The sequence below is a fragment of the Pseudomonas sp. K8 genome (genome assembly GCF_014889455.1).
GTDB classification, from domain to species: Bacteria; Pseudomonadota; Gammaproteobacteria; order Pseudomonadales; family Pseudomonadaceae; genus Aquipseudomonas; species Aquipseudomonas veronii.
Genome location: NZ_VJWO01000005.1, coordinates 194,945 through 207,501 on the forward strand (window position 1 = coordinate 194,945; position 12,557 = coordinate 207,501).

Annotated in this window: 11 protein-coding genes; all 11 read right to left on the reverse strand. The window is 62.7% G+C overall.

Annotation, left to right across the window (positions count from 1 at the left end; all coding sequences use genetic code 11):
• Positions 1-226: 226 nt before the first annotated feature.
• Positions 227-565 (reverse strand): hypothetical protein, encoded by a 339-nt coding sequence (locus INT12_RS05990; RefSeq protein WP_128192080.1) that lies wholly within the window; start codon positions 563-565, stop codon positions 227-229.
• Positions 566-600: 35 nt separating this feature from the next.
• Positions 601-684, reverse strand: a complete 84-nt coding sequence (locus tag INT12_RS05995; RefSeq protein WP_226926018.1) for a hypothetical protein — start codon at positions 682-684, stop codon at positions 601-603.
• A gap of 52 nt (positions 685-736) precedes the next feature.
• Positions 737-1,537: an N-formylglutamate deformylase gene (gene hutG, locus INT12_RS06000; protein ID WP_046490859.1), complete on the reverse strand. Its 801-nt coding sequence runs from the start codon at positions 1,535-1,537 to the stop codon at positions 737-739.
• An 11-nt stretch (positions 1,538-1,548) separates the two neighbouring features.
• Entirely contained in the window at positions 1,549-2,754 is a 1,206-nt protein-coding gene (gene hutI, locus INT12_RS06005) for an imidazolonepropionase (RefSeq protein WP_126585342.1), read from the reverse strand.
• Positions 2,755-2,898: 144 nt separating this feature from the next.
• Complete coding sequence (gene hutH, locus INT12_RS06010) at positions 2,899-4,437, reverse strand: histidine ammonia-lyase (protein WP_017849903.1); 1,539 nt, start codon at positions 4,435-4,437, stop codon at positions 2,899-2,901.
• Between the two features lie 19 nt (positions 4,438-4,456).
• Complete coding sequence (locus INT12_RS06015) at positions 4,457-5,980, reverse strand: HAL/PAL/TAL family ammonia-lyase (RefSeq protein ID WP_193039626.1); 1,524 nt, start codon at positions 5,978-5,980, stop codon at positions 4,457-4,459.
• Between the two features lie 136 nt (positions 5,981-6,116).
• The gene (locus tag INT12_RS06020; RefSeq protein ID WP_017849905.1) at positions 6,117-6,941 is read right to left on the reverse strand and encodes a quaternary amine ABC transporter ATP-binding protein; all 825 of its coding nucleotides are present in this window, start codon (positions 6,939-6,941) and stop codon (positions 6,117-6,119) included.
• On the reverse strand, positions 6,938-7,789 hold the full coding sequence (locus INT12_RS06025) for an ABC transporter permease (RefSeq protein WP_017849906.1): 852 nt from the start codon (positions 7,787-7,789) through the stop codon (positions 6,938-6,940). The genes INT12_RS06020 and INT12_RS06025 overlap by 4 nt, the downstream gene beginning before the upstream one ends.
• A gap of 71 nt (positions 7,790-7,860) precedes the next feature.
• Positions 7,861-8,826, reverse strand: coding sequence for an ABC transporter substrate-binding protein (locus INT12_RS06030; protein WP_017849907.1), 966 nt, complete (start codon positions 8,824-8,826; stop codon positions 7,861-7,863).
• A 68-nt stretch (positions 8,827-8,894) separates the two neighbouring features.
• On the reverse strand, positions 8,895-10,367 hold the full coding sequence (locus INT12_RS06035) for a purine-cytosine permease family protein (RefSeq protein WP_046490861.1): 1,473 nt from the start codon (positions 10,365-10,367) through the stop codon (positions 8,895-8,897).
• 149 nt (positions 10,368-10,516) lie between these two features.
• Entirely contained in the window at positions 10,517-12,202 is a 1,686-nt protein-coding gene (hutU, locus tag INT12_RS06040) for a urocanate hydratase (RefSeq protein ID WP_046384993.1), read from the reverse strand.
• Positions 12,203-12,557: the final 355 nt, after the last annotated feature.

Genomic DNA, 12,557 nt, shown 5'->3' on the forward strand with positions numbered 1-12,557 from the left:
CAGCAGTTCGCTACCCAGGTAAGCCAATAGGCCGTTGTAGAGCCGGTCGCCCTCCTCCACCTCGCTCTGCGCCCGCAGGCAGGCAGGCAGCCGATGGATCAGGCCTTTGCAGGGTACGGCACAGCGTTCACGCCCGCCGCTTGCAGGTGTGTGTCATATAAAAAGCCGTCTTCGCGCAGCGGGCGAAGTCTGACCTTAGAAGCAGCAAGATCATCAACATGGCATCTCAGCGCCATTTCAAAAAACGTTTTACGTTTCGCCACTTAGTGCGCTTGAGATTTACATCAAGTAACTGAGAGACCTGCTGCAAAAACTGCTGATTACTACAGCCAAAATATTGCTCGGAAAAACAAAGCTCATAGTCAAAAGGAGCGGCGTTTTTCAGGCCCGTAGCGGTGAGGTTTGCTTTCAGGTAGCGTCCGATATCTCTTTTGAGCATAAAAGATGCGAAGCGTGATCGGTTATCAACATACCCCTTCACAATATCCGAAAGCGCCGTAGGCGCGACGTTTGATTCGGCGTCGACAAGCCATGCGCCTACGCCCTCTGCCACCTCACCATACATGAAGCTCTCTAGATACCCGTAAGTCATTGACTGCCTCAAAGGATTGGAAACGCCGTCAAAATATACATAGGCATATTGTTGAACTCTGCATATTTGATGACCACTCGCACCTTAGTCATCTCAATGACGGTTGCAGGAGATCGTGGGCGAATGCCCAACTGACCACCTGCTTCAGCAGTAACGCTTCTGCCCCCACACCAGGAAACCGTCCAACAACTGCTTCAACACCCCCCGCGTCGGCCCCGCCAGATCCTCGCGATAACGGAACGGCTCGAACTCTTCCATGTACGTGCTCTGGCACAACTCCAACTGCACGGCATGAATGTTCTGCGCCGGGTTGCCGTAATGCCGGGTGATATGCCCGCCCTTGAAGCGTCCGTTGAGCACATGGGTGTACTGCGGATGCGCGGCGCAGATGGCTTCCAGTTGGCTGGCCAGCCCAGGGTCGCAGGCGGCGTTGTTGAAGGTGCCGAGGTTGAAGTCCGGCAGTTTGCCGTCGAACAGGTGCGGGATCACCGAGCGGATCGAATGTGCGTCGAACAACAGTGCGTAGCCGAATTCGGCCTTGAGCCGCGCCAGTTCGTCTTGCAGGGTGCGGTGATACGGCATCCAGATCTGCTCGAGGTAGGTGGCGCGCTCTTCCCTGGATGGCGCCAGGCCTTCGCGGAACAATGGCACACCATCGAACAGGATCGACGGGTACAAACCAGTGGTGGCGCCGGCGTACAGCGGCGTGTCGTCGGAGGGCCGGTTCAGGTCGATGACAAACCGCGAGTACTCCGCCGCCAGGGTGCTGGCGCCGAGTTCTTCGGCAAAGTCATACAGCGTGGGGATATGCCAATCGGTGTCCGGCAGGCTTTGCGCCTCGGGGATCAGCCCGGCCTGCACGGCAGGCGTCAGGCGCAGGCCGGCGTGGGGCATGCTGATCAGCAGCGGCACGCGGCCTTGTTTGAAGTTCAGAACGTTATCCACAGTGCGACTCCTTAAACAGTGACATCGACGCCGTGGCGCACGACGCGTTTTTCAAGCTCGCCGCCCAGCCAGTAGGCCAGGTCGGCGGGACGATCGATCTGCCAGGCGACAAAGTCGGCGACCTTGCCCACTTCCAGCGAGCCATGGGTATCGCCCATGCCCAGCGCGGTGGCGGCATGTTGGGTGGCGCCGGCCAGGGCTTCTTCCGGGGTCATGCGAAACAGGGTGCAGGCCATGTTCAGCATCAGGCGCACCGACAAGGCCGGTGAAGTACCGGGGTTGAGGTCGCTGGCGATGGCGATCTTCACGCCGTGCTTGCGCAGGGCGTCCATCGGCGGCAGTTGGGTTTCGCGCAGGAAGTAGAACGCGCCCGGCAGCAGCACCGCGACGGTGCCGGCAGCGGCCATGGCGATGGCGTCGTCTTCGGTCATGAACTCCAGGTGATCCGCCGACAGCGCCTGGTAACGCGCCGCCAGGCTGGAACCGTGCAGCGACGACAGTTGCTCGGCGTGCAGTTTCACCGGCAGGCCGAGTTGCCGCGCGACCTTGAACACACGCTCCACCTGCGCCGGCGAGAACGCCAGGTATTCGCAAAACGCATCCACCGCGTCCACCAGCCCTTCCGCGGCCAGGGCCGGGAGCATTTCGCTGCAGATGTGATCGATGTAGGCGTCGGCGCGGTCCTTGTACTCCGGCGGCAACGCATGGGCGGCCAGGCAGGTGGCGCGCACGCTGACCGGCAGCGCGTCGCCGAGGCGCCGAATCACCCGCAGCAACTTGCGCTCGCTGGCCAGGTCGAGGCCGTAGCCGGATTTGATCTCCACCGTGGTCACGCCGTCGCGCAGCAAACTGCGCAGGCGCTTGTGGGCGCTTTCGAACAGTTCATCCTCGCTGGCGGCGCGGGTGGCGCGCACGGTGCTGGCAATACCGCCGCCCTGGGCGGCGATGTCGGCGTAGCTGACGCCTTGAAGGCGTTGCTCGAATTCACCACTGCGGTTACCGCCGAACACCGTGTGGGTGTGACAGTCGATCAGCCCGGGGGTGACCCACGCGCCGTGCAGGTCATGCACCTGGGCGTAATCCGCAGCCGGCACTTCGCTGCGCGGGCCGATCCACTCGATCAGCGAACCGGCAGTGACCAGGGCGGCATCCTCGATGATCGAGTAATTGCCGTGGGCCATGGTTGCGATGTGGCAGTGTTGCCAAAGGACTTTCATCAATGCCTCCCAAGGTGGTCGCTGTTGCCTGTAGGAGCGAGCTTGCTCGCGAAAAACCTCAACGATAACGCGTGCTACTTGATAGCTCGCGGCGCCTGGGGGTTCTTCGCGAGCAAGCTCGCTCCTACAGGGGCGGAGGGTTTTTCAAAGGCTCGGCAGCAACTTGGCCGGCACCAGTTCATTCAGGCAGCGGCTGGCGAGCAGTTCAGTGGCGGCGATGATGTCCGGGGCGAAGAAGCGGTCTTTGTCGTAGAACGCCACTTTGCCGCGCAGGGTGGCGCGCGCTTTTTCCAGCTTCGGTGAGGTCTTCAAGCCTTCGCGCAGGTCCAGGCCCTGGCACGCCGCCAGCCATTCCACGGCCAGGATGCCGCGAACGTTTTCAGCCATTTCCCACAAGCGCTTGCCCGCAGCCGGAGCCATCGACACATGGTCTTCCTGGTTGGCCGAGGTCGGCAGGCTGTCGACGCTGTGGGGATGGGCGAGTGCCTTGTTTTCGCTGGCGAGTGCCGCAGCGGTCACCTGGGCGATCATGAAACCGGAGTTCACCCCGCCATTGCCCACCAGGAACGGCGGCAGTTGCGACATGTGCTTGTCCATCATCAACGAAATACGCCGCTCGCTCAGCGAGCCGATTTCAGCGATGGCCAGCGCCATGTTGTCGGCGGCCATGGCCACCGGTTCGGCGTGGAAGTTGCCGCCGGAGATCACGTCGCCTTCGGCGGCGAATACCAGCGGGTTATCCGACACCGCGTTGGCCTCGATCACCAGCACCTCGGCGGCCTGGCGGAACTGGGTCAGGCAGGCGCCCATGACTTGTGGCTGGCAGCGCAGGGAATAAGGGTCTTGCACCTTGTCGCAGTTCTGGTGCGACTGCGACACCTGGCTGCTTTCGCCCAGCAGGTCGCGGTAAGCCGCCGCCGAATCGATCTGCCCACGCTGGCCGCGCGCGGCGTGAATGCGCGCATCGAACGGCGAGCGCGAACCCAGCACCGCTTCCACAGTGAGGCTGCCGCACGCGAGGGCACCGGCGAACAGATCCTCGCCCTCGAACAAGCCCCGCAGCGCATACGCCGTGGACACCTGGGTGCCGTTGAGCAGCGCCAGGCCTTCCTTGGCGGCCAGGGTCAGCGGGGTGAGACCGGCGATTTTCAGCGCAGCAGTCGCCTCCAGCCATTCGCCTTGGTAGCGCGCCTTGCCTTCGCCGAGCAGCACCAGCGACATATGGGCCAAGGGCGCCAAGTCACCGGAGGCACCGACCGAGCCTTTGAGCGGGATGTGCGGGTACACCTCGGCGTTGATCAGCGCGATCAGCGCGTCGATCACCTGGCGGCGAATCCCGGAAAACCCACGGCTCAGGCTGTTGACCTTGAGCACCATGACCAGCCGCACCAGCGCATCGCTGATCGGCTCACCGACGCCGGCGGCGTGGGACAGCACCAGGGAACGCTGGAGGTTTTCCAGGTCTTCGCTGGCGATGCGGGTCGAGGCCAGCAGGCCGAAACCGGTGTTGATGCCGTAGGCGGTGCGGTTCTCCGCGAGAATCTGCTCCACGCAGGCCACACTGGCGTCGATCTGCGCAGTGGCGCTGTCATCCAGATTGATCGTTACCGGCTGCTGGTAGATGGCCCGCAGTTGGGCAAGGCTCAGTTGGCCCGGAATCAGAGTTAGCGCAGTCACATTCATGCTCCTTGGAAATTATTGTTCAGTGCAATTCGGGAAAAGTCTGCTGCAGCAAAGCGCTGTGCTTGAGCAACGCGGCGGCGGTCGCGATGTCTGGCGCCAGCCAGCGGTCTTGCGCGTAAGGCGCGACCTGTTCACGCAACAAGCACCAGGCGCGGTCGGTGCCCGCGCCGAAACGCTGGTCCTTGAGAAACTCGAAGGCCTGGGCCGCCAGCAGGTACTCGATGGCGAGGATCTGGGTAACGTTGGCCAACAGTTGGTGCAGCTTGAGCGCGGCGTTGGTGCCCATGCTCAGGTGATCTTCCTGCAGGCCCGAGGTGACGAAATTGTCGAGCACCGCCGGCTGCGCCAACTGGCGGTTCTGCGCGCACAGGGAAGCGGCGACGTACTGCACGATCATCATCCCGGAGTTGACCCCCGGGTCGCTCACCAAAAACGCCGGCAAGCCGCTGACGTGGGGGTTGATCAGGCGGTCCAGACGACGTTCGGCGACCGAGCCGATCTCGGCCATGGCAATCGCCAGCATATCCGCCGCCAGCGCCACGGACTGCCCGTGCGGGTTGGCCTGGGACACCACGCGATAGCTGTGTGGCGTGCCGAGCAGCAGCGGGTTGTCGGTGGCGCTGTTGAGTTCGGTCTCGATCTGGCGGGTCGCGTGTTCCACCTGGTCGCGCGCCGCGCCGTGGATCTGCGGGATCGAGCGGATGCTCAGCGCGTCCTGGGTGCGGATGCCCTGGCTGCTGGCGATCACTTCACTGCCGTCGAGCAACGCACGCAGGTTGATACCGACCTGCTGCATGCCGGGGTGCGGTTTGAGGGCGATGATTTCAGCGTCGAAGGCATCGATCTGGCCGCGCAGGGCCTCGAAACTCATGGCGCCGATCACGTCGGCCCATTGCAACAGTTGATGGGCGTCGGCCAGGGCCAGGCAGCTCAGGCCGGTCATGCACGGCGTGCCGTTGACCAGGCACAGGCCGTCCTTGGCACCGAGCACCACCGGCTGCAAGCCTTCTGCGCTCAGGGCCTGTTGCGCCGGGACGATCCGGCCGCGGTAGCTCACCTCGCCAATCCCCAGCAACGCCACGCCGACATGGGCCATATGGGTCAGGTAACCCACCGAACCCTGGGACGGCACCTGCGGCGTGATGCCGTGGTTGAGCAGCGCCAGCAGCGCATGCACCACCTGCGGATGCAGGCCGGATTTGCCGTGGCTGTAGTTGATGATCGCCGCGCAGATGATCGCGCGGGTCTGTTCGTCGCTGAGCACCGGGCCGACGCCACAGGCGTGGCTCAACAGCGTGTTGCGCGACAGTTGGCTCAGTTGCGCGCCCTCCAGCGGCACATTGCACAGCGCACCCAGGCCGGTGTTCACGCCGTAGGCGCGCTCACCGCTGGCGACGATGCGCTGCACAATGGCCTGGGCATTGTCGATGCGCGCCCAAGCCTGGCCCGAGAGTTCGAGCACCGCGCCGAAGCGGGCCACGGCGACCACGTCCTGCCAGCGCAGGGGGGTGTCGGCGATGATGATTTTTGCTGCCTGGGACATCTTCATACCTTCTTGAGTTCTTGTGCAGCTTTACTGGCCCTATCGGGAGCAAGCCCTCTCCCACCTTTGGAATGCATCCCCCTGTGGGAGGGAGCTTGCTCCCGATGAGGCCAGCAGCCCCACCCCATAATCCGGATCAGACCACCGCCGCCCGCCGCTGAACGAACCGATCCACATACTCATCCGCCGGCGAATGCAAAATCTCCCGCGGCGTGCCGACCTGGATCAGCTTGCCGTCCTTGAGGATCGCGATGCGGTTGCCGATACGCACCGCCTCGTCGAGGTCGTGGGTGATGAACACGATGGTCTTGTGCAGGGTCTTTTGCAGTTCGAGCAACTGGTCCTGCATCTCGGCGCGGATCAGCGGGTCGAGGGCGCTGAAGGCTTCGTCCATCAGGATGATGTCGGTGTCTGCCGCGAGGGCGCGGGCCAGGCCGACCCGCTGGCGCATGCCGCCGGAGAGCTGGTGCGGGTATTTGTTTTCGTAACCTTTGAGGCCCACGGTTTCGATCCAGTGCAGCGCGCGCTCGGTGCAGACCTGCTTGGTTTCGCCGCGCACTTTCAGGCCATAGGCGACGTTGTCGAGCACGTTCTTGTGGGGCAGCAGGCCGAAGCTCTGGAACACCATGCTGATCTTGTGTCGACGGAATTCGCGCAGGGCTTGCATGTCCAGTTGCAGGATGTCTTCGCCGTCCACCAGGATCGCGCCGCTGGTGGGGTCGATCAGGCGATTGAAGTGGCGCACCAGGGTCGATTTCCCCGAACCCGACAGGCCCATGATCACAAAGATCTCGCCGGTGCCAATGCTCAGGGACAGGTCGTTGACGCCGACCACGCAACCGGTCTCGGCCAGCACCTGATCCTTGGTCTTGCCCTGGCCGATCAGCGCCAGCGCGTCCTTGGCGCGGTTGCCGAAGATCTTGAAGACGTTTTTCACTTCGATTTTGCTGACAGTAGTCATTTGCTCGCCTCATGCCGTGGACGACCATAGGCCTGGGTGATGCGGTCGATGACCACGGCGAGAATCACGATGGCCAGCCCGGCTTCAAGGCCGCGGCCGACGTTGAGGGTCTGGATGCCGACAAGAACATCTTCGCCCAGGCCGCGGGCGCCGATCATCGAGGCGATCACCACCATCGACAACGCCATCATGGTGGTCTGGTTGATGCCGGCCATGATGCTCGGCAGCGCCAGCGGCAGTTGCACGCCGAACAGCTGTTGCCAGCGGTTGGCGCCGAAGGCGTTGATGGCTTCCATGACTTCGCCGTCGACCTGGCGAATCCCCAGGTCGGTCAGGCGGATCAGCGGCGGCGCGGCGTAGATCACCGTGGCGAAAATCGCCGGCACCTTGCCCAGGCCGAACAGCATCAGCACCGGGATCAGGTACACGAAGCTGGGCATGGTTTGCATGATGTCGAGCAGCGGCATCAACACCGAACGCAAGCGATTGCTGCGCGCCGACAGGATGCCCAGCGGTATGCCGATCAGCACCGAGATCAGCGTAGCAACCAGCATCAGGGCCAGGGTCTGCATCAGTTTGTCCCACAGGCCGACCGCGCCCACCAGGAACAACAGGCCGACGATCACCGCGGTGGTCACCACTTTGCGCGTGGCGTGCCAGGCCACGGCGCCGACGATGGCCAGCATCAGCCACCAGGGCGCGGCGCGCAGCAGGCCCTCGAGGTTGACGATGGCCCATAGCAGGGTGTCGGAGATGTGCCGGAACACATCGCCGTAGTTGGTCACCAGCGAATCCACCCAACCGTTGACCCAGTTGGCAATGGAAAACGTAAAACTTTCAGGAAACATAGCGTGCTCTCGATCCAGTGGGTTGTGGCCAGGCGCCCGGCTGCCCCTCAGGGTAGTCGGGCGCGCATGACCTACAAGGCCGCGTCGATTTTCTTGGCGGCGTCTTCGCTCACCCAGGCGTGCCAGATTTCAGGGTGTTCCTTGAGGAACAGTTTCGCCAGTTTCGGCGACTCGATTCGCTCCTTGGCCATGCGCCCCAGGTTCTGGTTCAGCAGGTCGATCGGCAGGTTGACCTTTTCCAGCACGGCCACCAGTTCCGGTGCCTGTTCGTGGAAGGTCTTGGACAGGCCGACCTTGATACTCACGCTCTTATCCACGCCGGGTTTTTCTTCCAGCTTGACCAGGTCGACCTGGCCCATCAGCGGCGTTGGCGACCAGTAGTAGAACAGGATCGGCTCGCCGCGCTTGTAGCTCGACAGCACCGCCGCATCCAGCGCCGGGCCGGTGCCAGGACGGAAGTTGGTGTAGCTGCTCTCCAGGCCGTAGCTCTTGAGCATCGCGCTGTTGTCCAACTCGCAGGTCCAGCCGGCCGGGCAATTATAGAAGCGGCCTTTGGACGGCTCTTCCTGGTCCTTGAACACCGCGGCGTACTTGGCCAGGTCGGCGATGTTTTTCAGGCCCGGCGCCTTGGCTTCCAACTTGCGCTTGGCATCGCCTTCGATCACGTAACGCGGCACATACCAGCCTTCGATCGCACCGACAATCGGCGCGCCGACACCGACGACCTTGCCGGCCTTCTCGGCCTTGTTCCACACCTCGCTGCGGCCGACCCACTCTTCGGCAAACACTTGAATGTCATTGCTGCTCAGGGCGTTTTCCATGGTGATCGAATTGCCCGGCAGGCTGTCGGTCTTGCAGTCGTAGCCCTTTTCCAGAACGGTTTGCAGGATGTCAGTGAGCAACATGCCGCTTTCCCAGTTCAGGCCGGCGAATTTCACCGGCTTACCGGACTCGCACCAACCGGCCGCCTGGGCACCGGCGCTTGCCAGCAAGCCCATGGACAGCAATGTGGTCAGCAGGGTCTTGTTCGATTTCATTGTGTGACGCTCCTAATCATGAGTTGGCTTACGGCAGTCAAGAGGCATCCTGCCCGGTCCACGTCCAATCAGGCCCGCGCCGCAGAGCGACTGGCGCCGCTGGCTGGGGCAGGTACAACGCTGTCCTGCTCGACCGGCAGAATCAGTTGATCGGGCACGGCGCTGTGCCATTTTTTCGCACACACGTAATACAGAGCTGCGGGAATTATCAGACCGATGATCCAGGAAATATCCACATCACCCAGGGCGGCCACCAGCGGACCGGTGTAGAACTTGGTGGAGATGAACGGCAATTGCACCAGCACACCGAACACATAGACGCTGATACCGAGCAGGTTCCAACGCCCATAGCGCCCGTCCGGATCGGCCAGCGCCGTCACGTCATAACGCTCGCGGGTGATGCAGTAGTAGTCCACCAGGTTGATCGCGCTCCAGGGCGTAAAAAACGCCAGCAGGAACAGGATGAAAGACTTGAACGCACCGAGGAACGAGTGCTGGCCGAGCAACGCGATCAGAGTCGCCGTACCGACGATGGCCAGCACAAAAACCAGACGCTGCAAGCGCGTGACCTGCAGGCGCCCCCGGAAGCCGCTGATGATGGTGGCAATGCACATGAAGCTGCCGTAGGAGTTCAGCGTGGAGATGGTGACCTTGCCGAACGCGATGCTGAAATACAGCAGCGCGGCGGTGGCCCCCGTACCGCCCAAACCGACGATGTAGGCCACTTCATGACCGGCGAATTGTCCGTTGGACAGGGCGGCGGCAAACACGCCGAGGACCATCGCCACCTGTGCGCCGATCACCGACCCCGCGCCGGCGGCCAGGAAGGTTTTCAGCGAGGACGTCTGGCTCGGCAGGTAGCGCGAATAGTCCGCTACGTAAGGGCCGAAGGCGATTTGCCAGGAGGCTGCGAGCGACACCGCGAGCAGGAAGCTGCTCCAACTGAAGTGACGGATTTGCAGCAGCGCGCCAATGTCGGCCTGGCTCATCAGACGGCTGAACAGGTAGACAAAGGCAATCACACCAATGACGCTGGCGACCCGGCCGATGAAGTGGATCACGCGGTAGCCGAGCACCGTGACCAGCACGATGACACTGGCAAAGACAAGGATACCGACGCTGTCGCTGACGCCCAGCAACTGGCCCAGCGCCTGACCGGAAAGCACGGTGCCGGTGGCGGTGAAACCCAGGTACATCAAACACACCAGCACGATCGGGATGGCCGCGCCATAAACCCCGAACTGCACCCGGCTGGAGATCATCTGCGGCAGGCCAAGCTTGGGCCCTTGCGCCGCGTGCAACGCCATGACGCTGCCGCCGAGCAGTTGGCCGATCAACAGGCCGATCAACGACCAGAACACATCACCGCCCAGCACCACGGCCAGGGCCCCGGTGACAATCGCGGTGATTTGCAGGTTGGCGCCCATCCATAGGGTGAACTGGCTAAACAGACGTCCGTGTCTTTCCGCTTCCGGGATGTAGTCGATCGAACGCCTTTCGATCAACGGGGTGGTGCTTGCACGCGCGTCATTTGCAGCCATGTGTGTTCAACCTCTGATGGATTGTTTTGGGTACTGATTGCTCTTCTGTGGGAGCTGGCTTGCCTGCGATTGCATCACCGCGGTCTACCCGAAAGACCGCGTCGCCTGCATCGCAGGCAAGCCAGCTCCCACAGAAACCGAGCCAGTCGTTACTTGATCATCGGCAGGTTCAAGCCCTGCTCTTTGGCGCAATCGATCGCGATCTGGTAACCCGCATCGGCATGACGCATCACCCCGGTGGCCGGGTCGTTGTGCAGCACGCGGGCAATCCGCTCGGCCGCTTCGTCGGTGCCGTCGCAGACGATCACCATCCCCGAGTGCTGCGAGAAGCCCATGCCCACGCCGCCGCCGTGGTGCAGGGAGACCCAGGTCGCGCCGCTGGCGGTGTTGAGCAAGGCGTTGAGCAGCGGCCAGTCGGACACGGCGTCGGAGCCGTCCTGCATCGATTCGGTTTCGCGGTTGGGGCTGGCCACCGAGCCGGAGTCGAGGTGGTCGCGGCCGATCACCACCGGCGCGGACAGCTCGCCGCTGCGCACCATTTCGTTGAACGCCAGGCCCAGCTTGGCGCGTTGGCCCAGGCCGACCCAGCAGATACGCGCCGGCAGGCCCTGGAAGCTGATGCGTTCGCGGGCCATGTCCAGCCAGTTGTGCAGGTGCGCGTCGTCGGGGATCAGCTCTTTGACTTTGGCGTCGGTCTTGTAGATGTCTTGCGGGTCGCCCGACAGCGCGGCCCAGCGGAACGGGCCGATGCCACGGCAGAACAGCGGGCGGATGTAGGCTGGTACGAAGCCTGGGAAGTCGAACGCGTTTTCCACGCCCTCTTCTTGCGCCATCTGACGGATGTTGTTGCCGTAGTCGAAGGTCGGGATGCCTTGTTTCTGAAAGTCCAACATCGCTTTGACGTGAACGGCCATCGACTGCTTGGCGGCCTTGATCACGACCGCCGGTTCGGTCTTGGCGCGGGCGCGGTATTCGTCCCAGGTCCAGCCGGCCGGCAGGTAGCCGTTGAGAGGGTCGTGGGCGCTGGTCTGGTCGGTGACCATGTCCGGGCGCACGCCGCGCTTGACCAGTTCCGGCAGGATTTCGGCGGCGTTGCCCAGCAGGGCGATGGAGATCGCTTTGCCTTCCTGGGTGTACTTGGCGATGCGCGCCAGGGCGTCGTCGAGGTCGCTGGCCTGTTCGTCGACATAACGGCTGTTCAGGCGGAAATCGATGCTGACCTGCTGGCATTCAATGTTCAGCGAGCATGCGCCGGCCAGGGTCGCGGCCAGCGGCTGCGCGCCGCCCATGCCGCCGAGGCCGGCGGTCAGTACCCAACGGCCTTTGAGGTTGCTGTCGTAATGCTGGCGACCGGCCTCGACGAAGGTTTCGTAGGTGCCCTGGACGATGCCTTGGCTGCCGATGTAGATCCAGCTGCCGGCGGTCATCTGGCCGTACATGGCCAGGCCCTTGGCATCCAGTTCGTTGAAGTGTTCCCAACTGGCCCAGTGCGGCACCAGGTTGGAGTTGGCGATCAGCACACGCGGGGCATTGCGGTGGGTCTTGAACACACCGACCGGTTTGCCCGACTGCACCAGCAGGGTTTCGTCATCGTTAAGGTTGGTGAGGCTCTCGACAATCTGGTCATAGCACTCCCAGTTACGCGCCGCACGGCCGATGCCGCCGTACACCACCAGCTCTTTCGGGTTTTCGGCCACTTGCGGGTCAAGGTTGTTCATCAGCATGCGCAGCGGCGCTTCGGTCAGCCAGCTTTTGGCGGTGAGCGTGTTACCGCGCGCGGCGCGGATTTCGACGTCTCGGTATTTTGTAGGCTTAGCGTTAGAAAAATCGGTCACAACCAGAACTCCTCAGCGATCGATGCGCGAACTGGATGCGTGCGAAGTCGACTCTTACGCACACACCTTTACTTGTACATACAAGCATATGCAATCGAACGGCCAACTTTCCTGGGGTGCAGACGCGATTGTTTGCACAGCCATGCGCGAGCCTTGGAAATTAAGGCTTCGAGGCGTGATGAAATTTCTCGGGGGGCGGTTTTACAGCGAGGCCGGTTTGCCACGTCAGGGTAGTATTGCGCCACGCTGGGGCGTTCGGTAACAAAGTGGTGCGGAAGGCTGGAAACAGATCGCAAGAACAGTGGGGAAACAAATGTGGGAGGGGGCTTGCCCCCGATTGCAGTGGGTCAGCTAC

Excerpts from the sequence above, each read along its gene's own strand:
- INT12_RS06015 (WP_193039626.1), bottom strand. The coding sequence starts at position 5,980 with ATGTCCCAGGCAGCAAAAATCATCATCGCCGACACCCCCCTGCGCTGG.
- INT12_RS06025 (WP_017849906.1), bottom strand. The coding sequence starts at position 7,789 with ATGTTTCCTGAAAGTTTTACGTTTTCCATTGCCAACTGGGTCAACGGT.
- INT12_RS06020 (WP_017849905.1), bottom strand. The coding sequence starts at position 6,941 with ATGACTACTGTCAGCAAAATCGAAGTGAAAAACGTCTTCAAGATCTTC.
- INT12_RS05990 (WP_128192080.1), bottom strand. The coding sequence starts at position 565 with ATGTATGGTGAGGTGGCAGAGGGCGTAGGCGCATGGCTTGTCGACGCC.
- INT12_RS06035 (WP_046490861.1), bottom strand. The coding sequence starts at position 10,367 with ATGGCTGCAAATGACGCGCGTGCAAGCACCACCCCGTTGATCGAAAGG.
- INT12_RS06030 (WP_017849907.1), bottom strand. The coding sequence starts at position 8,826 with ATGAAATCGAACAAGACCCTGCTGACCACATTGCTGTCCATGGGCTTG.
- hutH (WP_017849903.1), bottom strand. The coding sequence starts at position 4,437 with ATGAATGTGACTGCGCTAACTCTGATTCCGGGCCAACTGAGCCTTGCC.
- INT12_RS05995 (WP_226926018.1), bottom strand. The coding sequence starts at position 684 with ATGACTAAGGTGCGAGTGGTCATCAAATATGCAGAGTTCAACAATATG.
- hutI (WP_126585342.1), bottom strand. The coding sequence starts at position 2,754 with ATGAAAGTCCTTTGGCAACACTGCCACATCGCAACCATGGCCCACGGC.